Raw genomic sequence first — 26,162 nt, 5'->3', positions numbered from 1 at the left:
GTTACACCCCGCTTGCCGGGATGCCGGTGCGCTGGACCTTGCGGGGCGCGACGACGTCTTTCCAGGTGGACAGGGCCTTGTTGACGGCGGCGAAGGGTTCGCGCTTCACAAACTTGCCGTGGCCTTCCTGGGTTTTCACCGTCGTCTCCTCGATGGCAACGACACCGCGGGTCAGCGTATAGCGCGGCAGTCCGACGACCTGCTTGCCCTCGAAAACGTTGTAGTCGATGGCCGACTGCTGGTTTCCAGCCGAGATCGTCTTGGCACGAGTGGGGTCCCAGACGACGATATCGGCGTCCGCACCGACCAGGATCGCGCCCTTCTTCGGATACATGTTCAGGATCTTGGCAATGTTGGTGGAGGTGACCGCGACGAACTCGTTCATCGTCAGGCGGCCAGTGGCGACGCCATGGGTCCACAGCATCGGCAGACGGTCTTCGAGGCCGCCCGTGCCGTTGGGGATCTTGGTGAAGTCGCCGACGCCGAAGCGCTTCTGCTCGGTGGTGAAGGCGCAATGGTCGGTCGCGACGCATTGCAGCGAGCCTGACTGCAGACCCGCCCACAGGCTGTCCTGATGCAGCTTCGAGCGGAACGGTGGCGACATGACGCGACGGGCGGCGTGGTCCCAATCCTTGTCGAAATACTCGGTTTCGTCGAGCGTCAGGTGCTGGATCAGCGGCTCGCCATAGACGCGCATGCCATTCTGGCGGGCGCGCCGGATGGCCTCGTGTGCTTGCTCGCAGGAGGTGTGGACGACATAGAGCGGCGCGCCGGCCATATCGGCGATGATGATAGCGCGGTTGGTCGCTTCGCCCTCGACAGCGGCAGGCCGGGAATAGGCGTGGGCCTCGGGACCATTGTTACCCGCCGCCATCAGCTTTGCCTGCATCTGGGCGACGATATCGCCGTTCTCGGCATGCACCATCGGCAAGGCGCCAAGCTCGGCGCAGCGCGAGAACGAGTGGAACATCTCGTCGTCGTCGACCATCAGGGCACCCTTGTAGGCCATGAAGTGCTTGAAGGAGTTGATGCCCCTGTCCTTGACGACGGTCTCCATCTCGTTGAAGACCTGCTCGCCCCACCAGGTCACCGCCATGTGGAAGGCATAGTCGCAATTGGCGCTGGCGGACTTGTTGTCCCAGCGGTTTAGCGCATCGAGCAGCGACTGGCCGGGCTCCGGCAGGCAGAAATCGACGACCATCGTCGTGCCCCCTGCAAGCGCTGCGCGCGTGCCGCTTTCGAAATTGTCGGCCGAGTAGGTGCCCATGAACGGCATCTCGAGATGCACATGCGGATCGATGCCGCCCGGCATGACATAACAGCCGGTGGCGTCGAGCACTTCATTTCCCAGAAGGTTCGGCCCGATCTCGACAATCACCCCATCCTCGATCTTGACGTCGGCCTTGTAGGTCAGGTCGGCCGTGACAACGGTGCCGTTCTTGATGACTGTGCTCATGGCTTTCGTTCCCGATTGTGAAATTTTCGGTGTTCAAACGTCTTGGCCAGAGACCATCCGCCCTCGCCGGGATTGCGGCATGCTTCCCCTTCGCCCCGTTGGGGAGAAGGTGGCCCGAAGGGCCGGATGAGGGGCCTACAGGATCTGGTCATCCGGGCCTCTTTCCGGTGTCGATCGCAGGATAAAAGCGTAGTATCTCGTCTCGGACAGAAAGCTGCCCTTCAAGGGCTGCCAGGATCGTGTCCAGAACTGCCCGCCGCTCACGAAGAACCTCCTGGTTCCAAAAGCGTATGACCGAATAACCGTGCTGGTTAAGCCACCGGGTACGGCGGGTGTCCGATTGCATCTCTGCATGCTGGACGCCATCGACCTCAACGATCAAGCCTGTTTCGCGGCTGAGAAAATCCACCACGTAAGGGCCTAATGGAATTTGGCGTGCGAATTTGTGACCATTCAGGCGCCGATTTCTCAGATCGCTCCAAAGACGGTATTCCTCTTCAGTCTCATTTTTGCGCAATCGCCGGGCCTGCTGGGTTTTACCGGGACGTCGTCTAGTGATGTCATCCTCGTGCATTTCGCGCCCCTCATCCGACCCTTCGGGCCACCTTCTCCCCGCAGGGGAGAAGGGAGAAGACACAGCCCCCGCAGCCTTGCTATCGCTCGACGTGACTAGCATCGTCTACTCCACGATCCCCGCCGTCTCCACCACCGCGTGGAACAGTACGTCGGCGCCGGCTGATGCCCATTCCTTGGAAATATCTTCCGCCTCGTTGTGGCTGATGCCGCCGACACAGGGGCACATGATCATCGTGGCCGGGGCCACCTTGGCGGCCCAGCAGGCGTCGTGGCCGGCGCCGGAGATGATGTTCATGTGGCTGAGGCCGAGTTTTTCGGCGGCGTTGCGGACCGCTGACACCAATGTCGGATCGAAGGTCACCGGATCGAAATGGCCGACGGCCTCGATCGAGCAGCCGACGCCGAGGGCTTCGGCGATGCCTGCCGCCTCGGTCTCGATCCTTTCGCGCATCCGGTCGAGTTTGGCCAGATCCGGCGTCCGGATGTCGACTGTGAAGACGACCTTGCCGGGCAGCACATTGCGGGAGTTGGGAGAGAAGAATACCTGGCCGACACCGCCAACAGCGCCCGGCTGGTTTTCCATCGCCACGGCCTGGACCATCTCGATAATTCTTGACATGGCAAGGCCCGCGTTGACGCGCAGCGCCATCGGTGTCGAGCCGGTATGGGCTTCGCGGCCAGTGAGCGTGATCTCCAGCCACCATAGGCCCTGACAGTGGGTGACGACGCCGATCGCCTTGTTTTCGGCTTCGAGGATGGGGCCTTGCTCGATATGGTATTCGAAGTAGGCGTGCATCTTGCGGGCGCCGACTTCCTCGTCGCCGAGCCAGCCGATACGCTTCAGTTCGTCGCCATAGGTCTTTCCGTCCGGATCCTTGCGGCTGTAGGCGTAGTCGAGATCGTGAATGCCGGCAAAGACGCCAGAGGCCAGCATCGCCGGAGCAAAGCGGGCGCCCTCTTCATTGGCCCAGTTGGTGACGACGATTGGATGCTTTGTCTTGATACCGAGATCGTTCATGGTGCGCACGACTTCGAGACCGGCCAACACGCCGAGAACGCCGTCGTATTTGCCGCCGGTAGGCTGGGTGTCGAGATGCGAGCCGACATAGACCGGAAGTGCGTCGGGATCGGTACCGGGCCGGGTGGCAAACATCGTGCCCATGCGGTCGACGCCGACAGTCATTCCGGCTGCTTCGCACCATTGCTGGAAGAGATGGCGTCCTTCGCCATCGGAATCGGTGAGCGTCTGGCGGTTGTTGCCGCCGGCAATGCCTGGTCCGACCTTCGCCATATCCATCAGCGCATCCCAAAGGCGGTCGCCATTGATACGCATGTTTTCGCCTGGTGCGGCCACCATATGATAATCCTCGCCCGTTTTGTCGCGGCCATGCGAGCGGCATGACCGGTCGTTCCCTTGGTCTTGCTGCGGAGCGTTTTTTGTTTTTCTTGCTCCGGAAAATCGACGGTTGCCTTTGTATTGCAACTCATCGATAATTTGACCGATTGGTAAACATTACAGCTTCCACGCCGGTGCTCAAGATGAAAATCGCGAAAAGCGGCGACAAAATACAGGCAGATACCCGGACGATCAGATTTGGCGCCGGCGCGTGGCGGAAGTGACAACTGCGCGGGTTTCAAGGAGAAGCGAAATCGACATGGCGACCCCCAGAGCGGCGAAGACGCAGCGCCGCACCCGCATCCAGGAAGTAAAGGAAGAGGTTATTCTCGAGGCCGCCCTCGATGTCTTTTCAATGCATGGTTTTCGCGGTTCCACCATCGACCAGATTGCCGAGGTTGCCGGCATGTCGAAGCCCAATCTGCTCTACTATTTCCGCACCAAGGAGGCGATCCACCGAGCCCTGATCGATCGCGTTTTGTACACCTGGCTCGAACCGCTGCGCGTCTTCAATCCGGAAGGAAATCCCGAGAGCGAGATCCGCAGCTATATCCGTCGCAAGCTGGAAATGGCCCGGGATTTTCCGCGCGAAAGCCGGCTGTTTGCCAACGAGATGCTGCAGGGTGCACCGCATGTCGAGGACGAGCTGAAGGGGCCGCTGAAGAGCCTTGTCGACGAGAAGGCGGCTGTCATCCGCGCCTGGGCGAAGGCCGGCAAGATTGCCAAATGCGACCCTTATCACTTGATTTTCTCGATATGGTCGACCACGCAGCACTATGCCGACTTCGACGTCCAGGTGCGCGCGGTCCTCGGGCAGGGGAGCTCCGGCGAGGGCCGGTTCGAGGATGCCGCCCGTTATCTGGAGCAGCTTTTCGTCAACGGGCTGATGATCCCGCAGAAGAAGGCGTAATCACCGGCATTCACTCGTCGCGCGGCCTGAGGACGACCGCCAGAAATGCCTCGATGCTCTCCCAGGTGTAGGGCTTCTGCAGGACGGGGATGTCCGCATAGGTGTCGCCCTGCGGGATGCTGTCTCCGTAGCCGGTCACGAAGCCGAACGGGATATTCATGCCTATCAGCCGGTCGGCGATGGGAAAGCTCGTCTCCACGCCGAGATTAACGTCCAGCAGCGCCATCTGGAGCGGCTGCTGGTCTAGGGCGGCGAGCGCCTGCGACACGTTGGGAACGGCGATGACCTCGGCAGCGCCGAGGCTTTTCAGAATATCCTCACCGTTCATGGCAATGATCAGATTGTCTTCCACAAGCAACACCGACATTCCGGCGAGCGGTTGTTGACCGAGCGGTGCGGAAGCAATCTGGCTGTCGATCATTTCTTTCTGCGGAGCGGTGAGTACGGCGGCGCTGACAAAGGTCACGAATTTCGCCGGAATGACAAAATCTGCTTCCAGGCCGCCTTCGGCAAAGCGGATGCTGGTCTCGCCGTCCAGATCGTAGATGAACGAGCGTCGGATGATCGTCGATCCGAAACCGACGCGCGTGGGTGTGGTCACGGCAGGGCCGCCGCTTTCACGCCACTGGATGCGCAGATTGCCCTCGGCATCCCGATCCCAGTCGATCGCAACGACGCCCGCAGCCGAAAGGCTGCCGTACTTGACGCTGTTGGTAACGAGTTCGTGGAAGACCAGCGACGATGTCGTAAAGGCTTTCGGGTCCAGCAGCACCTCCTGGCCGTTGATATCCAGTCGGCCGGAGGTCTTGCCGAGATACGCGGCACTTTCCGCTTCCAGCAGTTGCCTGAACGACGCCGGCGCCCACTGGTCCTGGGTCAGCTGGTCGTGGGCGCGGCCGAGCGATTGCACGCGTCCCTGAAGCTGCTCGATGTAGCCGTCGACAGAAAGATCTGCGGATTTCGAGTGGCGAATCAACCCTCCGATCAGGCTGAGGATATTTCGGACGCGGTGGTTGAGTTCGGCAATCAGCAGTTCCTGACGCTCGCTCGCAACACGCCGCTCCGCATTCGCTTCCTCGGAGAGGCGCAGGATCACTTCGATCAGGGCCACCCGGATCGTCTCGGCGACGCGCAGTTGAGGGGCGGTGAAGGCGAGGGAGTGGCCGCGCACCATTTCCGACCAGCTCTCGAAGCTCTTGCGCGGCGAAAGGCGTGGACCGCCCGGACCATACTCGGCAGGTTTGTTAGGATCGCCTGCCCAGCGCACGGAGCGGATGATCTCTTGGCGAAAAAGGATGACATAGTCACGGGGAGAGCGGGAAATCGGGATAGCCAGAAGGCCGCAGACATGGGTGCTCTCGTCCCAGTCCGGATACCAGCTTCGAATGCTGTCCGTTGCAAAGACCCTGCCTGCGGCATTTCGATTGAGAAGCGACGTCAGCTCGGCGACCTGATCTTCGGAGACGGTGGCGCCGCTCAGAGCCATGCGCCCGTCGATCCAGACGCCCACTCCGTCTGCCGGAATGACATCGGCGAGAGCGTCGATCAGCCAGGCGGGGTCATCGAGCAAGCTGGTATTGCCGGCGACCGATGTCAGCAGGCGATCGCCGATCTGCTTAGCCTTGCGCTCGTATTCAAGCGCTATCCGCCGTTCGCGGCTTTCCAGGCGCGAGGCGAACATCTGTCCGAGCAATTCGGCATTGGCGCGTCGTTCCAGCGAGGGCAGGCGAGGGCTGTAGTGATGGCAGGCAAACAGGCCCCACAGCGCACCTTCGACAACGATCGAAATCGACATCGATGCTTCCACACCCATGTTCTTCAGATATTCGATATGGATCGGCGATACCGATCGCAGAACCGACATGGAAAGATCGAGTGGCTGTCCATGTTCGGTAAGCTGCGGTGCGATCGGCACAGGAACGGCATCGACGTCGGAGATGATCCTGAACAGGTTGCGGAGATAGAGTGCACGCGCCTGTACTGGAATGTCGGAGGCAGGATAGTGCAATCCGAGAAAAGAGCCGATGCCCGATCGCGCCGCTTCCGCCACGACTTCACCTGCGCCGCTCTCGTCGAAACGATAGATCATAACGCGGTCGAAGCCGGTCAGTGCGCGCGCCTGCCGTGCGCCTTCGCGAAAGAAGGCCTGCTGTGTGTCCGTCTGGTCAAGGCGCGCGGTCATGCTGCGAATCGATATCGCACCACTTTCGTCGGCCGCAGGCGACGGCTCCGCCTCGATGATTATCTGTCTATCCGAAATATGCAGCGCAATGTCGAAGCGTGCGCCACCTTCACGCAGCACGACGCCGAACAGGCGTTCGACGGTATCCTGCCCGCGGATCACGGCCATCCGGTTACGCAGCGTGTGCACAGCGTCCGGGGTAAACAATTCCGTCAGCGGCCGGCCCAGGATCTGCTCGTGCTCCACGCCGATGAATTCGCCGAGATTGACAGAGGCCCGTGCAATCAGCCAATCGGACGACAATGCCAGGAGAAAGCCGAACGGCTGTATCGTGCCGAGCTGGTGGATCGGCTCACGATCGCAATTGGTTAGGTCGATACGCTGCAATTCATCGGTCAAAAGGCGGATTTCTCCAGTTCGAGTTCGGCGGCGGCCCTGAAAGCGGCAAATACAGACCTAGCCGCCGCTATCGCGCGCTCCCTGTCAACGGGTGCAGCCGCATCCAGCCTATCCATAAACGCTTTCATGGCGCCTTTGGGTCCCTGGTAGGAGAGATATGCGGAGGGAAAATGTTCCGGTACGCGCTTTGCAAGCATCGCGCCGCCCAGTTTCGAACCTTCGATGACATAGGCTGCGCCCCAGATTTCATCGTCGGAGGAGAAGGCAGCCAAGGCGACAGGCGGGGGCATGACCAGCTCGAGCGTCGCCATGTCGGCCCGCAACAGATGGCTACGGCGACGCTCCGGCCAATCCGGGAAGATGCGGGCAATTCCGGCGGCCTCGAGAGCTTGCTCGGCTGCAGGAAGGGCGCGCGCGTGGCCTGTCAGAAATGCAGTATAGTGGACGCGATCGGTCATGTCGAAGCGACCAAACAGATGGTCGACAACATCATGGTACTCGGCAGTGCCGGCACGGAGGGCATTTCGAAAAGTCATTCAGTCGGCCCGAACAGCATATTTACTGCCCAGTGAGAGCACCAAGAACCCGGTATACCTGAGGGCTGGATTATATCCAGTCAAAGCCGAGTTTTCGGTTACTTTTCATGGAATCGCCAATTGTATAACGCCTACGTTGCCGGTTTCGATTGCCGGCCTGGCATTCCCGTGCGGGTCGATCCGACAGCAGGGGGCCGCCACGTAGCAAAAAACATGTGGCGGGCCCCGTTCCAATATCGATAACGGCTGACTGAGGACGAAAGGCTATTCGGCGGCCTGGCGTGCCATGGGGTTGTTGGGATGCGTCGTCCAGTTGGCGTAGTTCGGGTCGACAATCTTGCCGGTCCGTGTGTCCAGCGTGCCAGCCGGGAGTTCCTCCATGGTGATGCAGTTTTCGACCGGACAGACGCTGACGCAGAGATTGCAGCCAACGCATTCCTCGTTTTTCACCTCGAAATGCCGGATGCCATCGACCATGTTGGTGATCGCCTGGTGCGAGGTATCCTCGCAGGCGATGTAGCAGCGGCCGCATTTGATGCAGGCATCCTGATCGATCTTGGCCTTGGCGATGTAGTTGAGGTTGAGATACTGCCAGTCGGAGACATTCGGAACGGCACGGCCGATGACATCGTCGAGCGTCCGGTGACCCTTTTCGTCCATCCAGTCGGAGAGGCCGGTAATCATTTCCTGGACGATCTTGAAGCCGTAGGTCATGACGGCGGTGCAGACCTGGACGTTGCCAGCGCCAAGTGCCAGAAATTCTGCGGCGTCGCGCCATGTGGTAATGCCGCCGATGCCGGAAATCGGCAGGCCGTGGGTCTGCGGATCGCGGGCGATCTCAGCCACCATGTTGAGCGCGATCGGTTTGACGGCGGGGCCGCAATAGCCGCCGTGGCTGCCCTTGCCGCCGACAGTCGGGTTCGGGGCGAAATTGTCGAGATCCACCGAGACGATCGAGTTGATGGTGTTGATCAGCGATACCGCGTCGGTTCCCCCGGATTTGGCAGCGCGGGCGGGGTTGCGGATGTCGGTGATATTTGGTGTCAGCTTGGTGATGACCGGCATGCGGGTGTATTGCTTGCACCAGCGAACGACCATCTCGATATATTCCGGCACCTGTCCGACCGCAGCACCCATACCGCGCTCCGACATGCCGTGAGGACAGCCGAAATTGAGTTCAATGCCGTCGGAGCCGGTTTCCTCGACCAGCGGCAATATCGCCTTCCAAGCCTGCTCCTCGCAGGGAACCATGATCGAGGCGATCAGCGCCCGATCCGGCCATTTCATCTTGATCTCCTTCATCTCCCGCAGGTTCGTATGGAGGTCGCGGTCTGTGATGAGTTCGATGTTGTTGAGCCCGAGCAGGCGGCGGTCGGCGCCCCAGATGGCGCCATAGCGCGGTCCGTTGACGTTGACCACAGGTGGCCCGTCCTCGCCGAGCGTCTTCCAGACGACGCCGCCCCAGCCGGCTTCGAAGGCGCGGTTGACGTTGTAGGCTTTGTCCGTCGGCGGTGCCGAGGCCAGCCAGAAGGGGTTGGGGGATTTGATGCCGACGAAATTATTGCGCAGATCAGCCATTGTTCACTCTCCCCTTAGGCGACGGCAGCGGCGGGGTGCGCGACGGCAGCCAGCGTGCGGTTGATGGATTCGGCAGCGTCGCGGCCCTGTGCCACGGCTGACACCGTCAGGTCGTCTCCTCCGACAATGCAGTCGCCGCCGGCCCATATGCCGTCGACCGAGGTTTTTCCGTCTGCGTCGGTGGCAATGCGGCCTGCCTCCATCTGCAGAGTTTCGATGCCGGACGCCACGAGCGTCTGGCCGATGGCCTTGAAAATCTGGTCGGCAGCGATGACGCCGGTATCGCCGGTGCCGGTGAGGCGGCCATCGCGAAGCTCGGTATATTCGACCTCGATGCCGGCTACCTTGCCGTCCTTTTCGATGATGCGCTTCGGTGCCAGCCAATGGCGGATCATGACGCCCTTAGAGGCGGCCAGGTCCTGCTCCCACTCGGAGGCGTTCATGTGTTCCTTGCCCCGACGGTAGCAGATCGTCACCTCTTCGGCACCGAGCAGCTTGGCCTGGACGGCAACATCGATTGCCGTCATGCCGCCGCCGATGACGACGACACGGCGGCCGATGGCGATGTCGGCTTTGTCGGCGATCTGGCGGAGGTCCGAGATATAGGAAATGGCGTCCGCCACGCCCTCGAGATCCTCGCCTTCAGCCCTCAAGGCATTCACGCCGGTAAGGCCGAGGCCGAGGAAGACGGCGTCGTATTTGGCGCTGAGTTCGCCGAGCGTGAAATCGCGGCCGAGCATCTGGCCGTTGCGGACTTCTATGCCGCCGATCGACAGGACGTAATCGACTTCCTGCTGGGCAAAATCATCGACGGCCTTATAGGTGGCGATGCCGTATTCGTTGAGGCCGCCAGCCTTTTCACGGGCATCGAAGATGACGACGGCGTGGCCATTGACGGCAAGCCGATGGGCGCAGGCGAGACCGGCGGGGCCGGCACCGACCACGGCGATGGTTTTGCCGGTCGGCTCGGCGCGCGTATAGAACTGTTTTTGAGCCGCCATCGCCGCATCCGTCGCGTAGCGCTGCAGGCGGCCGATCGCCACTGGTCGTTCCTCGGCCGTGTTGCGGACGCAGACGTCCTCGCAGAGCTGCTCGGTGGGACAGACGCGGGCGCACATGCCGCCCAGGATATTCTGATCGAAGATCGTTTTTGCAGAGCCGATGGGGTTCCCGGTCGAGATCTGGCGGATGAACAGCGGGATGTCGATCGAGGTAGGACAGGCCGTCATGCACGGTGCATCGTAACAGAAATAACAGCGATCGGATTCGACGAGCGCCTCGTGGTCGCCGAGCCGCGGATGCAGGTCGGAAAAGTTTCGACCGTATTCCGCCGCGGTCAGTCGGCCACTTTTAATCCCAGCTTCCAGTCGTCCCATTTTAAGTTCCCTCTTATCAACGGCCAGTGCGTAAAAGCTAACTCAGGAAAAAAAATTTATCAAACGGTAAATTTTTGGAGATTTTAATCCGGTCAAGGGGAGGAACCTAGTCTCTAGGTATTTGTTTTTATTGACTTATGTTTAGGGAGCTTTCCGCTTTCCATTCCCCGCATGCAGCTGTGGGGTCCTGCACGGCAGACGCGCCGAGCTGGTTCCTGCCCAGAAGAGAGAATTATTTCGAATACGGTGGAACCAGCGGTACGCTGGACAGTTATCAGTGTGTCCTGATGATGAATGCACCCACCCAGGTGCGCGCCCCTTCAAAGCGTCGTCGGACGTCTACTCACGGTCCCCCTCCCGGTGAGTTATAAATCAGCCGTTGCGCGCCCTCGCAACGGCTGATTTTCTGCGTCTTCAAATGCATTATTTCTGGGGGGTGAGATCAGGATTGCTTCAGGATCTCGTATTCCGTTTCCGGAATCGTCAAGCGGTAGTCGAGATGCTCGGGGCTGACGCCGAGCTTGGCGCGGCCGTTCATCGACGTCGGTACGACGCGCTCCAGCACCGTCTTGCTGAAACTGTTGTCTTCAAAATCATTGGCGGCGCCAGGTGTCACGATCGTTTCCGACCAGACGATTTCGACGGCCTGCTTGCCTTCCCATTCGACGGCCTGACAGTCTAGCGTGATGCTGGTCGTGCCGGCGGCGATGGCGCCATGGGTGGCGGAATTGACGATGAGCTCATGCAGCGCCAGTCCGAGATGCACCGCGGCATTCGGCGTCAGGTGAGCATTGATGCCGTGGATCGGAACAGGAATGCTCGCGTCCGGCCAGTAGGGGGCAAACTGCTTCTGGGCGAGTTCGAAGAGGTAGGCGCCGCGCCAGCTCGAATCTGTAATGAGGTCCTGCGAGTTCGACAGCGACTGCAGGCGTCCCCGGAACTTGATCAGGAAGTTATCCAGCGACAGGGTGTTGCGCGCGGTCTGGGTTGCGATACCCTGGATGATGGCAAGCAGGTTCTTGGAGCGATGCGACAGCTCGCGCAGAAGCGATTTTAGAACCTTTTCGCGATGACGGCTTTCAGTCACCTCGAAGATCACGGAAAGGATGCCGTGGCTGGCACCATCGGTCCGTTCCATCTTGATTTCATAGATCTTTATGCCCTCTGCAGAGGGAATCGAGATTTCCGCCTTGGCCTGTTTGCCGCTGCTGAGCACGTCGCGCTTCAGGCCCAGGATGTGATTTCCATCCTTCTCGCCAAACAACGCGATATCGTCAATTCCGAGGGCTGCGATGCCGGTCAGATGTTCGGGAAGGTTCTCGAAATAGGATACCAGGAGACAGGCGTCCTGGTAGATGATCGAAACGCCCGCACTTCCGAGTGCGCGTTCCATCATAGCAGCCTTACCCTCGAACCCGAGCGGTGAGCTGGACGATGGATCAACGTTATTCACCAAGATGCCTTTCCTTCGCCTAACCGGATTGAAACCCGGGGTGTCCGACTAGGCGGGCACATCAGCCAAATCGCAAGTCGTTTTGTAAAAGCGCTCCGGGCTGACGGAACGCTTTCACTTTTCTATTGTTCCGTGGATCGAATGTCAGGCCGCGACTTTCGTCGATTCGTTGAAGAACAGCGCTTGGCTGATCAGTGCCTTCACCATGTCCGGGTTGAACGGCTTCGTCACCAGGAATGTCGGTTCGGGGCGTTCGCCTGTCAGCAGACGTTCCGGGAAGGCGGTGATGAAAATGACCGGCACGCTGGCGTTTTTCAGAATGTCGTTGACCGCATCGATACCAGAGCTGCCGTCTGCTAACTGGATGTCGGCAAGAACCATGCTCGGCTTTGTCGCATTGTAGAGTGCAACGGCTTCGGCGTGGGTACGGGCGATGCCGGTCACGCGGTGGCCGAGACTCTCGACCATCTGCTCGATGTCCATGGCGATGAGCGGCTCATCCTCGATGATCATGATGTCGGTTGCTACCTGACGGGAGATCTCGGTAGACGCCCTGTCAAGCAGGCGAGCCGTTTCGGCTTCGTCGAGGCCAAGAATTTCGGCGATCTCAGGCATGCGGAAATTCTCGACGGATGCCAGGATGAAGGCCTGCCGGGCTACCGGCGAAACCTTCGAAAGGTTTGCAGAGGCACGCTTCTCCCAGGCGTAAGGCGAAGTCGGTTCCGGAACCTGGACCGAGCTCGAACCGAACAGGGTGGTGAAAAGCTTGTAGAGCGCGACGCGATCGTTCGAAGTGTCCGGAAAGATGGAGATATCGGCAATAATGGCTTCCAGAACGGCTGCTACATAGGCGTCGCCGGAGGTCTGAGTGCCTGTAAGTGCCCGGGAATAGCGACGCAAGTAGGGGAGATGCGGAGCAATTCGAGTGGAAAGTGTCATAAAATAGCTCCCGTCAGTAGCCGTGGCATGTTTAACCGTCTTTAATAGGTTTATAACAGCCGGCAACCAGAAATGTTCCGAGGTGCTGGAACTTTTTTTCGCTGCATGCATTATGCGTCCACGTGATATTGGGTCTAGCATGTCCAGCCTCGATGACAACGTAAATGCGGTCCCTGACAACCCTAATCCGCGTTTCCGGTGTCGCCCGGAAACAAGCCTAACGCCAACACGTCCGAGAGTGAAATATATATGACAGCGTCCCATCAGGAAGACACGGAACAGCCAAGGCCCGATGTTAGAGTTGCGGACCTCCTCGATCCAAACAGCCAGATCGGCAGCCGTCTACGCAGCCTGTATGCCGCTGCACAGGACGAAGCCATCCCGAACCGCTTCCTCGATTTGCTTGAGAAACTCGACCAGGTCGAAATGGCGTCCGCAAAGTCGGTCGAGCGGGAGTAGGCTCATGGATAAAGTCCAACCAAGTTTCAAACGCGAGATGCTGTCTGCGCTGCCGAGCCTGCGTGCATTTGCGATCTCCCTCATCGGTCGCCACGACCGTGCCGACGATCTCGTGCAGGATACCATCATGAAGGCTTGGGCCAAGCAGGACCACTTCGAGATGGGCACCAACATGAAGGCCTGGCTCTTCACCATCCTGCGCAACGAGCTTTACAGCCAGATGCGCAAAAGCGGTCGGGAAATCCAGGACAGCGATGGTCTGTTCACGGAATCGATGGCGACCCATCCGTCGCAATACGGCGCCCTCGATCTTCAAGACTTCCGTAAGGCGCTGGAACAGCTTCCTGCTGACCAGCGTGAAGCAATCATCCTGGTCGGCGCTTCCGGCTTCTCATACGAAGAAGCCGCGGAGATTTGCGAATGTGCCGTCGGTACGATCAAGAGCCGCGTCAACCGTGCCCGCCAACGTTTGCAGGAACTGCTGCAGATCACCGGAGAGGCTGACTTCGGCCCGGATGCGACCTCTTCGCCGCTGACCTCAAGGGCGTTCGCGTTTTAATCCGTTGATCGTTTACAGCTTTGATTTGTCACAAAATAAACCCGCCGCACTTCGAGAGTGCGGCGGGTTTTTTATTGGCTTGGCGGGATTGCTTGAGCGAGATCGCTCAGTCGTCGTCGCGCGAGCCCATCACGGTGCTGAGCAGAAACGCGCCGGCAACGGCTGCAGCAAGCATCGGCTGCGAGCGCAACAGTCCGAGGCCCACCGTGGCCATGGATTGCGCAGCCAGCCGCTTTTCGCGCGCACGGCGCGCTTCCTGCGCGTTGATGCTGGCCATAACGATAAGGATGGCAACTGCGATCAGCAGGCAGCCGCCACCTAAGATCAACGACGCGTGGAGCGGGCCGTAGATCGTGCCAAGCCAGAGCGCCAGGGCAGACAGGCCGAACACATATGTGGTGAGGATGAAGACCGCTGCGATAGCAATGAAAATACCGTTGCGCTTGGTGCGCGCAACGGTGTTCTTCACGGAGCCCGATAGCAGCAAGCCAAGGATGGGACCCAGCATTGATGTTCCTTAGCGGCGTGCGAGCAAGACGAACAGCAAGCCGATGGCTGCAACTGCGCCGATCGAGGCTGTCGGATGCGCGCGTACAGTGGCGCGGACTTCCTTGGCGCTGCGAGCGTAGCCGTCCTGCAGCTGGTGCAACAGATCTTCGCTGCGGGCAAGCAGGTCTTCATAGCCGGATTCGGCCTGTGCGCGGATACGCTTGCTCTGGCTGGCGCCGTTCTTGCTGATGAGCTTGGTAAGCGCAGCGATCTCGCCGCGTAGGTTGTCCATCTGATCTTCGATGGTGTCTTCTATGTCGCTGATAGCACCATTGCGCTTGCTGCGGATGGTATCGAGGAGGGAGTTTGCCATTTTTGTTCTCCTTATTGTCAACGCGCCAATGCGTCTCTTCGTGGGAGGCCACTACCAACGTCAAAACTAAGCCGTCGGCATTGACCTATGTCGTTGACAGCTGAACGCGACGATGGTGGAAAAGTTCCATCTCAGGCGCCTGCTTCGGCGAACACGCTGTGTGGCAGCACAAACGGGATCGCCTTGTCGGGCACCCGATTGACGCGGAGCTCGCAGCCGAACACCGCATGCAGGTTTTCGTCGCTGAGAACGGATGCAACGGCGCCGTTGGCGGCCAGCCGGCCTGACTTCAGAAGCACGATCTGGTCGGCGAAGAGGGCCGTAAGATTGAGATCGTGCATAATCGCAATGACGCCACCGCCGGCCGCACAGAAGGCGCGCGACAGCTGCATGATCGCCAGCTGGTGGCTGATATCGAGACTGGAAACAGGTTCGTCGAGCAGCAGCCAGCAGGGCTTGCCGTCAACGACCGGCCGTGGGATCTGGCAGAGCACGCGAGCAAATTGCACACGCTGCTGCTCACCGCCGGACAGCTGCTCGTAGAGCCTCCCCTCGAAACCGGCGAGATCGACGGCGCGGAGAGCCTCCATGGCGATCCTCTCCGCGTGCTGCGGCTTGCTGTTGGCGCCTGCGGTGACGCCCATCAGGACGATTTCGCGCACCGAGAAGGGGAAGGAGAGAGTGCTCGCCTGCGGCAGGACGCCCCGTGAGAGTGCGAGCGCCCAGGGCTTCATCGTCCTGACCTCGTCCTTGCCAAGCCGGATCGAACCGCCATAGGCAAGCTCGCCGGAGATCGCCTTAATTACTGTCGTCTTGCCGGAGCCGTTCGGCCCACAGATTGCCGTCAGCTGGCCAGGGCGGGCGGTAAAGCTCACGCCATCGACCACGGATTTACCCGCAAGCCGGACGGAGAGGTTGGAAACGTCGATCACTTGTTGTCCTTAGAGGCTGAGCCGGGTGCGATTGCGCAGCAGGATCCACAGGAAGAAAGGACCGCCTACGGCCGCGGTGATGATGCCGATCGGCATTTCTGCCGGCGAGACGATGGTGCGGGCGAGCACGTCGGCGAAAATCAGCAAGGTTCCGCCGAGCAGTGCCGAGGCTGGAAGCAGGTAGCGGTGGTCGGGGCCGATCACCATGCGCAGGGCATGTGGGACGACGATGCCGACGAAGCCGATGCCGCCGCTGACGGCGACGGATGCGCCGGTTGCCGCAGCCACGACGAGGATGGCGACCGTCTTCAGCCGCTGCACCGGCACGCCCATGTGGAAGGCTGCGGCTTCTCCCAGCGTAATCGCATTGAGGCCCCTGGCGATCACCGGGATGGCGACGAGCGAGAGGACGATGATCGGCCCGGCGGCAGCAATCTTCGTCCAGGTGGCGCCGGCGAGCGAGCCCATGCTCCAGAAGGTGAGGTCGCGCAACTGCCTGTCGTCGGCCATGTAGACGAGGACGCCGGTGGCCGCCATCGCCAGCGCGCCAAGCGCGATGCCGGCGAGCAGCATGGTTGCAACGGATGTCTGACCGTCCCGAGTGGCGATGCGGTAGAGAAGCAGGGTTGTCACGAGGCCACCGGCAAAGGCGGCGAGCGGCAGGGCATAGATGCCGAGCACGGCGTAGATCGGTGCCGCCAGCGTGCTGCCGAGGACGATCATCACCACCGCGCCAAAGCTTGCGCCGGAGGAGACGCCGACAAGGCCCGGGTCTGCCAGCGGATTGCGAAACAGGCCCTGCATGATGGCGCCGGAGACGGCGAGGGAGGCGCCGATCAGGAAGCCGAGGATGGCGCGGGGCAGGCGTATATCAAAGACGATGATGTGGTCGCGCATGCTGAGCGCGGTGGCGGCTCCGGTCCCGCGAAAGAGATCGTGGACCACATCGAATGCGGAAGCATCAGATGCGCCCGTCGTGACCGAGAACAGCAGGGCGAACATAGCAAGGGCGGCCAGCGTGGCGATCACAACGACCGCGATCTGCGACCGGTCGCCGGCACGATAACGGGCGAGGCAATCGCGGCTCCTGGCCGCGATCCCCAGGGAGTGTCCGGCGGTATCGCTGATTGCCATGGCTCAGCCTCCGTAAATTGCGCGGTTGAGGTCGCGGATCGCGCTGGCAGTCCTCGGCCCGAAACCGAGAAGGTGCAGCCCGTCCATGTGGACGATCGCCTTGTGTTCCGCTGCTGGGGTCAGGGCGAGTGCGGGCTGCTTCAGAAGGTCCTCGTCGCTCAAAGCGTGTCCGCCGCCGCCGTTCATGATCAGGATGACGTCGGGCTTGGCTTCGATGATCGCCTCGTCTGTCAGCGGTTTGTAGCCGGGAAAAACGCCGACGGCGTTGATGGCGCCGGCGAGCGTGATGATGCCGTCGGCGGCAGTCCCGGTGCCGGATGCCATGATCTTGCCGCCCTGCGCATTGAGGATGAACAAGACGCGCTTGCGCTCCGTGAGCGGCCGCTTGTCTGATGCCGCGATGGCGGCGTCGAGATCGGCGGCGACCTTGTCATCCAGCGCGCGGGCCTTGTCGGGAACGCCGAGAAGGGTGCCGACGGCGGCGATCTTCTTCAGGATACCGTCCCGGTCGTAGCCCTGCGGCACGGTTTCGAACGGCAGGCTGGCATTGCGCAACACCGCGACGGCTTCCGGCGGGCCGGATCCCTCCACCGCGATAATGGCGGTCGGATTGACAGCCAGTATGCCCTCCGGCGATAGCGCCCGCATGTAGCCAACATCCGGCAGTTTCGTGGCGGCTTCCGGATAGACGCTGGTCGAATCGCGGGCGATCAGCCGATGTTCCTCGCCAAGCGCATAGACGATTTCGGTGATGTCGCCGCCGATCGACACGAGCCGCGATGTGTCCAGCTTGCGCGCCTCCTCGGCACTGGCCTGACCGGCGACGTGGTAGAATGCCGTCGCTCCGGGGATCGTCGGCATCAGCATGACGCTCAGGGTGAGCGCTGCCTGCCATGCCTTGATCCGGTGCAAATTCCGAATGGACTTCATCGTCGTATCCTCAGGCTGCAACGCTTTCGGCTGCCATTTTCGGCAAGGCCTCGATGATCTTCCGCCATTCAGGGCGCTCGTCCGAGCCTTCCTTGCGCTTGCCGAAGAACTGGATGATCATCTCGCCATCGGCGCCATAGGCTTCGAGCGAGCTGACATGGCCATCGGCGGTCGGCTTGCGCACCGCCCATGCCTCGGCGATGTCGTCGAGACGCAGGTGGAGATGGAAGGTGGGGTCCATCACGTTGATCCACGGCCCCATCGTCTTGATGCTGGCGATCGGACCGGAATGGATCTGGATGATGCCGTCATTGCCGACGAAGCACATGATGGGCAGGCCATCTGCGGCGGCAGCCTCCAGCATGGTTTGGACGGCGCCGCCGTCGAGCTTCCAGGCGTAATCGTCGCCGACTGTCCGGAGGGCCGACTGGCGGCCGATCTTCAGCTTCTTCAGCAGGGCGATGAACTCGTGGGTATCCCTCATCTGGCCCCAGTGGTCGCGCAATTCGTCGCGGCTGACCTCGCCGTCGACGCTGCCCTTGTCATAGCCGGACATGTCCTCGACGAATTCCTGAGACTGGTCCTCAATACGCAGTGCCGCCACCATCGCATGATAGGCGGCAACATCGGAGGCGGGGCGCAGGTGAACCTTGTGGACGGCGCTGCCGGCCTTGTCGAAGAACTGCAGGCTCAGCTTGACGTCATCGCCGTCGGTTTTGGTGACTGCAAAGCCGTGCACCCAGCGTGACGGGAAAATCCGTAGGTCGATGTTTTCGCCGAGGACGATGGCGGAATGCTTGCCAGACTTGATGTTCTCGTAGATGCCGATCTTTTCGTGCACGGCGCTTTCGTTGCGCGACAGGGCGAGCACTTCGCCGAGACTTTCCACATGCTCCAGGAAGCGATTGGCGCTGGCGTCGATACGGATGGCCGTGAGGCCTACTTCGGCAGCCACCAGGGCGGCCTCGGAGATGCCGAGACGGGCTGCGATATCGCGTTCGCGCATCTTCGGGTTTTCGGCGCGGAAGTTGCGGATTTCGGCGGGGCTTGGTCGGGTTGGGGTCGTCATCGTCAAATGCCCTATTTGTTGAGTATCAGTTTGCCCTGTCGGGTGATTTTCAGTCGGTAGATGAAATCTTCGTGCCGAATGACGATCTCGTTCTGACCGCGAAAGATCTCGGCGCTCTCGATCGTCCTGACCGTCTGCACCGCATGCGGCGGTGGGGTCGCTGGCGTCTTATCAGCAATCATCTGGCTTGTTTTTGCCTGCAAAATCATGGGATCGGGCCGGTCTACCCGGAGTTTTATCTTGACTCTCATAGTCATGGTTTCCTAAAGACGCAATAGGATACTAACTGAGTCAAGTTTAAATTTTCAGGCAACGCATCTCATGGTCGTTGCCGCCCTGAACCGGTGCAGGAGAGCCCTATGCGCTTGAAGACGATCGTCTGTTTATTTGTCTGCAATGTTGTCGTCGCGGCAGCGGGGGGATCCGCCTCGGCCCAGCAACAGACACCGGTTGCTGCTCGCCTGAATGTCGAGCTCAATGCTCTTACGCCATCGGCAAAGGGATGCATGATGACCTTCGTCGCCGAGAACGACATGGCGACGCCGATTGCCAAGATCTCCTTCGAACTGGCATTTTTCAACGAAAAGAACGCCGTCGACAAAGTGACCGTGCTCGATTTCCGCGATTTGCCGGTGGGCAAGAAGCGGGTGCGGCAATTCGATATGCCGAACCTCAAATGCGAGGCGGTCACCCGGGTCATCGTCAACGACACGCCAGTTTGCGACGGGCCGGCCGCCGGAGAATGCAAGGCGGCGCTGACGACCCGGTCGCAGACGCCAATCCCCTTCGAGGGTTGAAATCCCGGGCGTCGGGGTAGATCCCGGCCGCCCGCCTATTCCCCGAGCGGCGGATGCAGCGCATGACCAGTCCAGCCAAGTCCCGATCCAGACCATTTGCCGGCATCGATCCGCGCATGGGAGCCGTTGTCAACGACAACACGCCGCCGATATTTCCGGCCCACGAGCTGTCGGGACTTGACGAATTCCCGCGTCCCCCGGCTGCCGAGGCAGTCGTCCACTATGCGCGCTTTACCCGCATCGCGTCCTATCCGGCGCATCCCGACGCGGCGGCGGAAGCAGGCACGGCAGCGCCGCCGATCGACCTGCTGCCGGACGCGCCAAGGACGGTCCGCGCGGGAACGAGGACGGCAGGTCTTGCGGCAAGCCTTTGCTCGCTGCTTTTTCACGTAGCGGTGTTTTCGGCGCTGATGACGGCCGTCGTGACGTTGCCGGAAGATCCTGTCGAGGATGCCGGCGACAGTGTCAGTGTCGTCATGCTTGGAAACGGCGACGCAGACCAACAGGCCTCGGGCGAAGAGAACAAGGAGCCTCCCAAGCCCGACGAAATCGTTGCCGAGGCCGTCCAGCCGAGCAAGACCGAAACGGCCGAAGTCACTCCGGTCGAGCCGCAGCCGAGCGAACCCGCACCCGCTGTCCAGCCATCCGAACCGGTGCCGGAAGCTATTCAGCCTGATCCGGTGCAGCCGACGCAGGCGTTGAGCCAGGTCTCTCCGGAGACCGTCGTTTCTCCCGAACCGGAGGTACTGGCGGCGCAAGTGCCGGCCGAACCCACCGTCGTCCAGCCGCAAGCGACCGAGATCCCACTCGAGGAAACGAAACCGCCGGCAGCACCTCCGACAGATGCGGCGAGTGCTCCTGTCCCGCCCGCGCCGCCAGCGGAGATCATTCCGCCGGAGGCGACGGTTAAGCCTATCGAGAAGCCGACGCCACCGCCGAAGGTACAGAAGCCGAAGGACGTGGTGAAGAAGCCGCCGCCGAAAGCTGCGAAGATGAAGTCTGGCTCGAAGGGGGAAAACGAGCAGGATACCAAGCGCGGCTCGTCGGAAGGCACCGAAACAGCCCGCTCCGACAGCAATTCGGCAGCAGTCGGCAATCGCCAGGGATCGGGCAGCGCCGCCGTGGCGAACTATCCCGGCAAGGTACAGTCGCGCATCCGCCGCTCGGTGCGCGTGCCCTCCGAGTACCGGCGCATGACCGCCGCGATGACCGTACGCGTCCGGCTGACGGTCGGCGCCAGCGGCGAACTGAGTGCCGTGTCGCTCGCACGCAGTTCCGGCGTCCCCGATCTGGATGCCGCCGTGCTCGACGGCGTTCGCCGTGCCGCACCGTTTCCGTCGCTGCCGCCGGAGTGGGGAAAGCCCAGCTGGACCTTCACCCAGGAGGTGCAGGTCACAGGCAATTAGGGGAGACAAATAAGATGAGTAAAATAATCAAGTTTATACTTTACTCGAATACTCCAGTTTAATAAGGTCGCTCTAGGCCCACCGAAATCGGGCCGGGATGAAACCAGAAAAACGGAGTGATGGCATGGCGCGCAAGGGCAAAAGGGATAACCGCGAGGTGGCGATCACCGAGGCTGCGCCAGTGGCTACGGGTAAATCCCGATTGGACGGCCGCAGCTTTCTCTATGTCGGCGGACGCGATTGCCAGGTTGCCCATCTTCGCCAGATCGCCAGCAATTTCGGCGCCGAACTGTTGCACCATGACGGCGGGCTGCGGGAAGCGGTCTCGCGCATCGACACCGCGCTGCAGTCGGTAGACTGCGTCTTCTGCCCTATCGACTGTATCAGCCACGATGCCTGCCTGAGGGTCAAGACCGGCTGCAAGCGCTACGGCAAGACCTTCATCCCCTTGCGCAACGGCAGCAAATCCAGCCTCGAGCGCGCCCTTCACACCATGAACGACCGGGTTACGACACAATGACCGATAGCTCCGACAGCGTGAATATGATCGGCCTCCACAGGCTGGCGCCGACTGGTGAGGGCGGCGCTGCAGTGCCTGAGATTTCTGCGCTGATGGCGCGGCGGGGTACAGCGGCCCATGCGCCTGATGTCATTGTCTTTCCACGTGAGGCCGCCCGTCCGCCGGGCGAGGTGCCAGTCGCAGCCTTCGGACGCGATGCCGCGACGGGGAGAAATGTGGTTGCCTTTGCCGCTGCATCGGGCAAACATCGGCGATATTCTTCCAAGGCTTGAAAGGCCCGTAGGGCTCGAAAGGGATTACCATGTATATCGCCATGAACCGCTTCAAGGTAGCCGTCGGCTCCGAGGCGGAATTCGAATCCATCTGGAGAAATCGCGATTCCAGCCTGCCGGAAGTTCCGGGCTTCGTCGAGTTCCGGCTGTTGCGCAGCAAGACAAACGAAGAAGAGGGCTACACCCTGTTTTCCTCGCACACGACCTGGGCCAACGAGGCTGATTTCATCAACTGGACCAAATCCGAGAGCTTTCGGAAGTCCCACCGCAATGCCGGCGATCACAAGGCGGTCTATATCGGCCATCCCGTGTTCGAGGGTTTTAACGTGGTCCTAGGCATCTGAGCCGTCTGGCTGATCTCAATCGGGCGTCGGTCTTGTCCGCAAGAAGGCGCCTGCTGCCACGACCAGCCACCCGCCCATCATGGCGAAGCCGCCGATGGGGGCCGCCATCGGAAACAGCCCGGTTCCCCTTGCGTAAAGAGCCAGCAGATCGGCTGTGAACAGCAGGGTGCCGAGCCCCATCATCAGGCCGCCAAGCGGCGCGGTGCGAAGGCTGCGATATCCGATGTAGAGCGCCAGCAGGGCCGGCGCGTGGGCGAGGCACATGGCCGATGCCGACGCCAGCAGGTGCGTATCGCCACCGGCATGCGCGGATGCTGCGGCCAGGGCAACGCCTGCGCAGCCGAAGATGCCGGACATAAGCAGAAGGGTTGGGCGGACATAGGCTTTCATCGGGCTGCTATTCCTTGTTCTGCATGTGGTGGGCAAGGCGCTCGACCGGTTCCCAGATGATGCCCCTGAGTTGCTCGCTGGCAATCGTCTCATCCAGTGCGCGGCGAAAACAGAGCAGCCATTCGTCGCGCTCAAGTGGTCCGATAGCTGCGGGCAAGTGGCGGCTGCGCAGGCGGGGATGGCCGCGCTTGTCTGTGTAGAGCGGAGGGCCGCCGAGATAGCCGGTCAGGTATTCGTAGAATTTCTCCCGGCTGCCGTCGAGGCTCGGCGGGTGGATGGCGCGGCAGCGGGCGGCCTCGGGAAGCGTATCCATCAGCGCATAGAAGCGATCGGTCAGCGCGTGCACCGTTGGCGCGCCACCGATGGCTTCATACAATGTGGTCGTCTCTTCGCTCACCGCCGGCTCCTGCTTTGCATCCTACATGCCGCGCGGTCGACAATCCCGCAAGCTTCGATGGCTGGCTGCGGCGTTTCGGCGCTGCGGTCAGGGTTTCCGCTCGAAGCCATCGCTTTCGCCCGGCACCAGCTCCAGCGGCCATATCGTGTTGCAGGCGCCTTTCGGATAGAAGGACGCGTAGGCGGGCATGGTGGCCAGCAGGGTCTCGGCCAGTTCGACACCGAGATCGCGCACCGACATGCGAAAGCAGGTCAGCGTTGGCTGCAGGAATTTTGCGCGGGGCTCCTCGCGAAAGCCGATGACGGCGAGGTCGCGGCCGGGAATGACGCCTGCCTCCGTCAGCCGGCGGTAAAGGCCGATCGCCATCAGTTCGTAGATGAGGATGATCGCCGTTGGCCGGTCGTCAAGCAACAGCATCTCGTGTGCCGCCTGGTAGCCGCCTTGCTCGCTGGATTTGACCCTGAAAACCAGCGACGGGTCATATGCGATGCCGTGGCGCTTCAGGGCATTCCGGTAGCCGTCGAGAAAGATGTAGCCGAGATTGACGTCGTTCGATGGGGCAGCGACGGCAATGCGGCGATGGCCCTTGGCGATCAGTCGGTCGACTGAGCTGTTTGCGACGCCGTCGAAATCGAGATCGACCCAGGAATATTCGCCGCCGGATTGGCTGCGGCCGAGCGTGACGAAAGGGATCTTGGTGCGTGACAGGAGGTCCAGACGATGGTCGATTCGCTGCGTGGCAGAGATGATCATGCCGTCGACGATGCCGCGGGCGACCATGCGCTGCAGGTATTCGGTCGGATCCTCTTCGCTCGGGCAGGGCAGCATGATAAGGTCGAGCTTGTGCCGCGACAGCACGCTCTGCAGCCCGCTGGTGAGGCCTAGGAAGAAGTTGTCACCGTTCTCGTTGGTTTCCTTGCTCGATTCCATCATCAGGCCGATGACGTTGGTCGTTCCCTGGCGCAAGCTTCTGCCGGATTGGTTGGCGACATAGCCGAGTTCGACGGCTGCTGCGAGCACACGCTGACGCGTCTCGGCATTGACATCGGCCTTGCCATTGAGGGCGCGTGAGACCGTGCCGATCGAAATATCGAGGTGTTTGGCGAGCTGTCGGATACCCTTCATCGGCGGCGTTTTTCCTTCGGTCGGCAAATTCCGTTTTTCCCTCTCTTGACACAGCAAAACATTTCTGACTAGTCTCGTAAACGTTTACGGAGCCATTGTCATGGGAGATGACGCGCTCCGGCGGAGGAAAAGATTTTGACATTCAATGCCATTTTGTGCGGGTGCGGAGCTATGTCCAAAGGCTGGTTGCGCGCCATCGCATCTGACCCGGCGGTAGCCGCTGCCATAAAAATTGTCGGCCTCGTCGATCTCAACCGCGAGACGGCTGAGAACCTTGCCAAGGAGTTCGGCCTCGAAGGTGCCGTCATAGGCTCCGATCTCGGTGATGTCATTGCCCGGACGAAGGCGGACATGGTGTTCGACGTCGTCATTCCGGCTGCGCGCTTCGGCGTCGTGTCGACGGCGCTGAAAGCCGGCTGCCATGTGCTCTCGGAAAAGCCGATGGCGACATCGCTAGCGGAAGGTGCGGCACTGATCGAACTGGCCGCGGAGACCGGCAAGGTGCACGCCATCATCCAGAACCGCCGCTATATCGCCGGCATCCGGCGCCTGCGGCGCTTTGTGGAAAGCGGTGCCATCGGCGAACTGACCGGCATACACTGCGATTTCTTCCTCGGGCCGCATTTCGGCGGTTTTCGCGATGAGATGGATCATGTGCTGCTGCTCGACATGGCGATCCATACCTTCGATGCGGCGCGCTTCGTTGCCGACCGCAAGCCGCTGGCCGTCTATTGCGTAGAGACGAACCCGAAAGGCTCATGGTACCGCGACGGTGCATCTGCCCACGCCATCTTCGAATTTTCGGACGACGTCACTTTCACCTATCGCGGCTCCTGGTGTGCCGAGGGGCGGCGGACGAGCTGGGAAAGCCAGTGGCGGCTGACGGGCTCGAAGGGCATGCTGACCTGGGATGGCGAGGACGCTTTCGAGGCGACGGTCGCCGGCAACGAGGAGGGGCTGCTGCATGGCTTTACCCCGATCGAGGTGCCGGGACCCGAGCATGAGGCGGAGACCCACGGTCATGCCAGCGTCATCGCCAGCTTCCTCGAGGCCGTAAAGACCGGGCGGCCCCCTGAGACGGTGAGCAGCGACAATATCCGCAGCCTTGCCATGGTGCTTGGCGCCATCGAGAGCGCCAGGTCCGGACAACGCATCGACATTTCAGCCTGAAGACCTTCAGTACAAGGACAGAGATCGTGAATAATCCAGCCAATTCCATCCGCATCGGCACCATGGTCAAGGCCTCCGACGAGGACGCTGCCGCGCGCATTTCCAAGATCGCCGATCTCGGTTTCGAAAGTTTCGAGCCGTTCTTCTGGCAGACGACAAACGGCCAGAACCTTGCCGAGCTCGGCAAACGCTGCATCGATGCCATCGGCAATCGCGATATCACCATGTCGACACTCGGCATGTTCGGCAATCCGCTTGAGGAAGGCGACATGGACCTGCAGACGCTGCAGGGCTGGAAGGATTGTATCGACAACGCCCATCATTTTGGCGCCACTTGCGTTGCCGGCTTTACCGGCCGCGTCCGCAACAAGCCGTTGACCGACAGCCTGCCGCGCTACAAGCAGATCTGGAGCGAGCTTGCCAAGCGCGCCGCCGACAAGGGCGTCAGGATCGCCTTCGAAAACTGCGCCATGGAAGGCAACTGGGCGACCGGCGACTGGAACATCGCCCACAATCCGGATGCCTGGGAGCTTATGTTCAACGAAACTCCGGATGACAACATCGGGCTGGAATGGGAACCCTGCCACCAGATGGTCTACCTGATCGAGCCGCTGCCGCAGATCCGCAAGTGGGCGTCGAAGATCTTTCATGTCCACGGCAAGGACGCGACGATCCGCTGGGATGTAATCAAGGAGCATGGCATTTTCGGTAAGGAAGAATTCGTCCTCATGCGCACGCCCGGTTTCGGCGACAGCAACTGGACCGACATCATCTCCGAGCTGCGGATGGCTGGCTGGTCCGGCTCGATCGACATCGAAGGCTGGCATGATCCGGTCTACCGCAACGAGTTGGAGATGACCGGTCAGGTCCACGGACTGAATTACCTGAAGAAGAGCCGCGGTGGCGATTTCGTCGCGATCGCCGCCTGAGTTTCGCAGGATACTGAAGACGTGCATAAGGCCGGCGGGAGGACGCCGGTCCAATGGATAACCAAG

General features: G+C 61.0%; 28 protein-coding genes and 1 pseudogene. 10 read left to right on the top strand and 19 right to left on the bottom strand.

Translation table 11 applies throughout. The annotated features are described in order from the left end of the window. Position 1: 1 nt before the first annotated feature. The 3 genes and pseudogenes from hydA to EQW76_RS05900 form a co-directional block, all read right to left on the bottom strand. On the bottom strand, positions 2 to 1,456 hold the full coding sequence (hydA, locus tag EQW76_RS05910) for a dihydropyrimidinase (protein ID WP_142823478.1): 1,455 nt from the start codon (positions 1,454 to 1,456) through the stop codon (positions 2 to 4). A gap of 148 nt (positions 1,457 to 1,604) precedes the next feature. After that, positions 1,605 to 2,084: pseudogene (locus EQW76_RS05905) on the bottom strand (DUF559 domain-containing protein); the annotation flags it as partial. A 51-nt stretch (positions 2,085 to 2,135) separates the two neighbouring features. Continuing rightward, positions 2,136 to 3,389: a Zn-dependent hydrolase gene (locus EQW76_RS05900; RefSeq protein ID WP_161990942.1), complete on the bottom strand. Its 1,254-nt coding sequence runs from the start codon at positions 3,387 to 3,389 to the stop codon at positions 2,136 to 2,138. Between the two features lie 298 nt (positions 3,390 to 3,687). Between EQW76_RS05900 and EQW76_RS05895 the strand changes: the two genes are divergently transcribed. After that, positions 3,688 to 4,338 (top strand): TetR family transcriptional regulator C-terminal domain-containing protein, encoded by a 651-nt coding sequence (locus EQW76_RS05895; RefSeq protein ID WP_142823476.1) that lies wholly within the window; start codon positions 3,688 to 3,690, stop codon positions 4,336 to 4,338. A 10-nt stretch (positions 4,339 to 4,348) separates the two neighbouring features. On the opposite strand, the gene EQW76_RS05890 is transcribed toward EQW76_RS05895, so the two are convergent. The 6 genes from EQW76_RS05890 to EQW76_RS05865 all read right to left on the bottom strand — a co-directional run bounded on the left by EQW76_RS05890 (position 4,349) and on the right by EQW76_RS05865 (position 12,801). Then, complete coding sequence (locus EQW76_RS05890; RefSeq protein WP_142823475.1) at positions 4,349 to 6,919, bottom strand: HWE histidine kinase domain-containing protein; 2,571 nt, start codon at positions 6,917 to 6,919, stop codon at positions 4,349 to 4,351. Continuing rightward, the gene (locus tag EQW76_RS05885; protein ID WP_142823474.1) at positions 6,916 to 7,455 is read right to left on the bottom strand and encodes a biliverdin-producing heme oxygenase; all 540 of its coding nucleotides are present in this window, start codon (positions 7,453 to 7,455) and stop codon (positions 6,916 to 6,918) included. The genes EQW76_RS05890 and EQW76_RS05885 overlap by 4 nt, the downstream gene beginning before the upstream one ends. Positions 7,456 to 7,719: 264 nt before the next feature. Beyond that, positions 7,720 to 9,033 carry an NAD-dependent dihydropyrimidine dehydrogenase subunit PreA gene (gene preA / locus EQW76_RS05880; protein ID WP_142823473.1) on the bottom strand — a complete coding sequence of 438 codons (1,314 nt, stop codon included), beginning with the start codon at positions 9,031 to 9,033 and terminating at the stop codon, positions 7,720 to 7,722. Between the two features lie 14 nt (positions 9,034 to 9,047). After that, complete coding sequence (locus EQW76_RS05875) at positions 9,048 to 10,409, bottom strand: NAD(P)-dependent oxidoreductase (protein ID WP_142823472.1); 1,362 nt, start codon at positions 10,407 to 10,409, stop codon at positions 9,048 to 9,050. A gap of 442 nt (positions 10,410 to 10,851) precedes the next feature. After that, positions 10,852 to 11,805 carry a sensor histidine kinase gene (locus tag EQW76_RS05870; protein WP_142823619.1) on the bottom strand — a complete coding sequence of 318 codons (954 nt, stop codon included), beginning with the start codon at positions 11,803 to 11,805 and terminating at the stop codon, positions 10,852 to 10,854. Between the two features lie 201 nt (positions 11,806 to 12,006). Next, complete coding sequence (locus tag EQW76_RS05865) at positions 12,007 to 12,801, bottom strand: response regulator (RefSeq protein WP_142823471.1); 795 nt, start codon at positions 12,799 to 12,801, stop codon at positions 12,007 to 12,009. A gap of 249 nt (positions 12,802 to 13,050) precedes the next feature. Between EQW76_RS05865 and EQW76_RS05860 the strand changes: the two genes are divergently transcribed. Further along, positions 13,051 to 13,260, top strand: coding sequence for a NepR family anti-sigma factor (locus tag EQW76_RS05860; protein ID WP_111222567.1), 210 nt, complete (start codon positions 13,051 to 13,053; stop codon positions 13,258 to 13,260). A 4-nt stretch (positions 13,261 to 13,264) separates the two neighbouring features. Beyond that, a complete protein-coding gene (locus tag EQW76_RS05855; protein WP_111222568.1) occupies positions 13,265 to 13,819 on the top strand; it encodes an RNA polymerase sigma factor in 555 nt (184 codons plus the stop codon). Between the two features lie 106 nt (positions 13,820 to 13,925). Here the strand turns inward: EQW76_RS05855 and EQW76_RS05850 are convergent, their stop codons facing one another. The 7 genes from EQW76_RS05850 to EQW76_RS05820 form a co-directional block, all read right to left on the bottom strand. After that, the gene (locus EQW76_RS05850) at positions 13,926 to 14,327 is read right to left on the bottom strand and encodes a hypothetical protein (protein ID WP_142823470.1); all 402 of its coding nucleotides are present in this window, start codon (positions 14,325 to 14,327) and stop codon (positions 13,926 to 13,928) included. Between the two features lie 9 nt (positions 14,328 to 14,336). Beyond that, positions 14,337 to 14,681 carry a DUF883 family protein gene (locus tag EQW76_RS05845; RefSeq protein ID WP_142823469.1) on the bottom strand — a complete coding sequence of 115 codons (345 nt, stop codon included), beginning with the start codon at positions 14,679 to 14,681 and terminating at the stop codon, positions 14,337 to 14,339. Between the two features lie 131 nt (positions 14,682 to 14,812). After that, positions 14,813 to 15,613 (bottom strand): heme ABC transporter ATP-binding protein, encoded by an 801-nt coding sequence (locus EQW76_RS05840; protein WP_142823468.1) that lies wholly within the window; start codon positions 15,611 to 15,613, stop codon positions 14,813 to 14,815. Positions 15,614 to 15,622: 9 nt separating this feature from the next. Further along, on the bottom strand, positions 15,623 to 16,747 hold the full coding sequence (locus EQW76_RS05835) for an iron ABC transporter permease (protein ID WP_142823467.1): 1,125 nt from the start codon (positions 16,745 to 16,747) through the stop codon (positions 15,623 to 15,625). 3 nt (positions 16,748 to 16,750) lie between these two features. After that, positions 16,751 to 17,677, bottom strand: coding sequence for an ABC transporter substrate-binding protein (locus EQW76_RS05830; protein WP_142823466.1), 927 nt, complete (start codon positions 17,675 to 17,677; stop codon positions 16,751 to 16,753). Positions 17,678 to 17,687: 10 nt separating this feature from the next. Continuing rightward, positions 17,688 to 18,746 (bottom strand): ChuX/HutX family heme-like substrate-binding protein, encoded by a 1,059-nt coding sequence (locus EQW76_RS05825; RefSeq protein ID WP_142823465.1) that lies wholly within the window; start codon positions 18,744 to 18,746, stop codon positions 17,688 to 17,690. An 11-nt stretch (positions 18,747 to 18,757) separates the two neighbouring features. Further along, complete coding sequence (locus EQW76_RS05820) at positions 18,758 to 18,928, bottom strand: hemin uptake protein HemP (protein WP_142823618.1); 171 nt, start codon at positions 18,926 to 18,928, stop codon at positions 18,758 to 18,760. A 177-nt stretch (positions 18,929 to 19,105) separates the two neighbouring features. On the opposite strand from EQW76_RS05820, the gene EQW76_RS05815 reads away from it, so the two are divergent. The 5 genes from EQW76_RS05815 (at position 19,106) to EQW76_RS05795 (ending at position 22,085) form a co-directional block, all read left to right on the top strand. Beyond that, the gene (locus tag EQW76_RS05815) at positions 19,106 to 19,543 is read left to right on the top strand and encodes a hypothetical protein (RefSeq protein WP_142823464.1); all 438 of its coding nucleotides are present in this window, start codon (positions 19,106 to 19,108) and stop codon (positions 19,541 to 19,543) included. 62 nt (positions 19,544 to 19,605) lie between these two features. Then, complete coding sequence (locus EQW76_RS05810; protein ID WP_142823463.1) at positions 19,606 to 20,949, top strand: TonB family protein; 1,344 nt, start codon at positions 19,606 to 19,608, stop codon at positions 20,947 to 20,949. A 124-nt stretch (positions 20,950 to 21,073) separates the two neighbouring features. Next, positions 21,074 to 21,469 carry a DUF2325 domain-containing protein gene (locus tag EQW76_RS05805; RefSeq protein ID WP_142823462.1) on the top strand — a complete coding sequence of 132 codons (396 nt, stop codon included), beginning with the start codon at positions 21,074 to 21,076 and terminating at the stop codon, positions 21,467 to 21,469. Further along, positions 21,466 to 21,741 carry a hypothetical protein gene (locus EQW76_RS05800; protein ID WP_142823461.1) on the top strand — a complete coding sequence of 92 codons (276 nt, stop codon included), beginning with the start codon at positions 21,466 to 21,468 and terminating at the stop codon, positions 21,739 to 21,741. Before EQW76_RS05805 ends, EQW76_RS05800 begins: the two co-directional genes overlap by 4 nt. A gap of 29 nt (positions 21,742 to 21,770) precedes the next feature. Further along, entirely contained in the window at positions 21,771 to 22,085 is a 315-nt protein-coding gene (locus tag EQW76_RS05795; RefSeq protein WP_142823460.1) for an antibiotic biosynthesis monooxygenase, read from the top strand. Between the two features lie 15 nt (positions 22,086 to 22,100). Here the strand turns inward: EQW76_RS05795 and EQW76_RS05790 are convergent, their stop codons facing one another. From EQW76_RS05790 to EQW76_RS05780, 3 genes are all read right to left on the bottom strand, one after another. Then, positions 22,101 to 22,475, bottom strand: coding sequence for a DUF423 domain-containing protein (locus tag EQW76_RS05790; RefSeq protein WP_142823459.1), 375 nt, complete (start codon positions 22,473 to 22,475; stop codon positions 22,101 to 22,103). A gap of 7 nt (positions 22,476 to 22,482) precedes the next feature. Then, entirely contained in the window at positions 22,483 to 22,872 is a 390-nt protein-coding gene (locus EQW76_RS05785) for a group II truncated hemoglobin (RefSeq protein WP_142823458.1), read from the bottom strand. 87 nt (positions 22,873 to 22,959) lie between these two features. Continuing rightward, positions 22,960 to 23,997 (bottom strand): LacI family DNA-binding transcriptional regulator, encoded by a 1,038-nt coding sequence (locus EQW76_RS05780; protein ID WP_142823457.1) that lies wholly within the window; start codon positions 23,995 to 23,997, stop codon positions 22,960 to 22,962. Between the two features lie 135 nt (positions 23,998 to 24,132). Here EQW76_RS05780 and EQW76_RS05775 point away from each other — a divergent pair, with 135 nt between their 5' ends. Then, the gene (locus tag EQW76_RS05775) at positions 24,133 to 25,167 is read left to right on the top strand and encodes a Gfo/Idh/MocA family oxidoreductase (protein ID WP_142823456.1); all 1,035 of its coding nucleotides are present in this window, start codon (positions 24,133 to 24,135) and stop codon (positions 25,165 to 25,167) included. Positions 25,168 to 25,193: 26 nt separating this feature from the next. Continuing rightward, positions 25,194 to 26,096: a sugar phosphate isomerase/epimerase gene (locus EQW76_RS05770; protein WP_142823455.1), complete on the top strand. Its 903-nt coding sequence runs from the start codon at positions 25,194 to 25,196 to the stop codon at positions 26,094 to 26,096. The last annotated feature ends 66 nt before the right edge of the window (positions 26,097 to 26,162 follow it).

Origin of the sequence: Rhizobium sp. rho-13.1, from assembly GCF_007000305.1 — a bacterium.
Classification (GTDB): domain Bacteria; phylum Pseudomonadota; class Alphaproteobacteria; order Rhizobiales; family Rhizobiaceae; genus Rhizobium; species Rhizobium rhododendri.
Note: the sequence above shows the minus strand (reverse complement) of the source record. Positions and strands in the feature narration are given on the sequence as shown.

Excerpts from the sequence above, each read along its gene's own strand:
- EQW76_RS05860 (WP_111222567.1), top strand. The coding sequence starts at position 13,051 with ATGACAGCGTCCCATCAGGAAGACACGGAACAGCCAAGGCCCGATGTT.
- EQW76_RS05805 (WP_142823462.1), top strand. The coding sequence starts at position 21,074 with ATGGCGCGCAAGGGCAAAAGGGATAACCGCGAGGTGGCGATCACCGAG.
- EQW76_RS05780 (WP_142823457.1), bottom strand. The coding sequence starts at position 23,997 with ATGAAGGGTATCCGACAGCTCGCCAAACACCTCGATATTTCGATCGGC.
- EQW76_RS05820 (WP_142823618.1), bottom strand. The coding sequence starts at position 18,928 with ATGATTGCTGATAAGACGCCAGCGACCCCACCGCCGCATGCGGTGCAG.
- EQW76_RS05830 (WP_142823466.1), bottom strand. The coding sequence starts at position 17,677 with ATGAAGTCCATTCGGAATTTGCACCGGATCAAGGCATGGCAGGCAGCG.
- preA (WP_142823473.1), bottom strand. The coding sequence starts at position 9,033 with ATGGCTGATCTGCGCAATAATTTCGTCGGCATCAAATCCCCCAACCCC.
- EQW76_RS05855 (WP_111222568.1), top strand. The coding sequence starts at position 13,265 with ATGGATAAAGTCCAACCAAGTTTCAAACGCGAGATGCTGTCTGCGCTG.
- EQW76_RS05800 (WP_142823461.1), top strand. The coding sequence starts at position 21,466 with ATGACCGATAGCTCCGACAGCGTGAATATGATCGGCCTCCACAGGCTG.
- EQW76_RS05815 (WP_142823464.1), top strand. The coding sequence starts at position 19,106 with ATGCGCTTGAAGACGATCGTCTGTTTATTTGTCTGCAATGTTGTCGTC.
- EQW76_RS05810 (WP_142823463.1), top strand. The coding sequence starts at position 19,606 with ATGACCAGTCCAGCCAAGTCCCGATCCAGACCATTTGCCGGCATCGAT.
- hydA (WP_142823478.1), bottom strand. The coding sequence starts at position 1,456 with ATGAGCACAGTCATCAAGAACGGCACCGTTGTCACGGCCGACCTGACC.
- EQW76_RS05865 (WP_142823471.1), bottom strand. The coding sequence starts at position 12,801 with ATGACACTTTCCACTCGAATTGCTCCGCATCTCCCCTACTTGCGTCGC.
- EQW76_RS05895 (WP_142823476.1), top strand. The coding sequence starts at position 3,688 with ATGGCGACCCCCAGAGCGGCGAAGACGCAGCGCCGCACCCGCATCCAG.
- EQW76_RS05790 (WP_142823459.1), bottom strand. The coding sequence starts at position 22,475 with ATGAAAGCCTATGTCCGCCCAACCCTTCTGCTTATGTCCGGCATCTTC.
- EQW76_RS05870 (WP_142823619.1), bottom strand. The coding sequence starts at position 11,805 with ATGATGGAACGCGCACTCGGAAGTGCGGGCGTTTCGATCATCTACCAG.
- EQW76_RS05795 (WP_142823460.1), top strand. The coding sequence starts at position 21,771 with ATGTATATCGCCATGAACCGCTTCAAGGTAGCCGTCGGCTCCGAGGCG.
- EQW76_RS05835 (WP_142823467.1), bottom strand. The coding sequence starts at position 16,747 with ATGGCAATCAGCGATACCGCCGGACACTCCCTGGGGATCGCGGCCAGG.
- EQW76_RS05850 (WP_142823470.1), bottom strand. The coding sequence starts at position 14,327 with ATGCTGGGTCCCATCCTTGGCTTGCTGCTATCGGGCTCCGTGAAGAAC.
- EQW76_RS05825 (WP_142823465.1), bottom strand. The coding sequence starts at position 18,746 with ATGACGACCCCAACCCGACCAAGCCCCGCCGAAATCCGCAACTTCCGC.
- EQW76_RS05875 (WP_142823472.1), bottom strand. The coding sequence starts at position 10,409 with ATGGGACGACTGGAAGCTGGGATTAAAAGTGGCCGACTGACCGCGGCG.
- EQW76_RS05900 (WP_161990942.1), bottom strand. The coding sequence starts at position 3,389 with ATGGTGGCCGCACCAGGCGAAAACATGCGTATCAATGGCGACCGCCTT.
- EQW76_RS05845 (WP_142823469.1), bottom strand. The coding sequence starts at position 14,681 with ATGGCAAACTCCCTCCTCGATACCATCCGCAGCAAGCGCAATGGTGCT.
- EQW76_RS05885 (WP_142823474.1), bottom strand. The coding sequence starts at position 7,455 with ATGACTTTTCGAAATGCCCTCCGTGCCGGCACTGCCGAGTACCATGAT.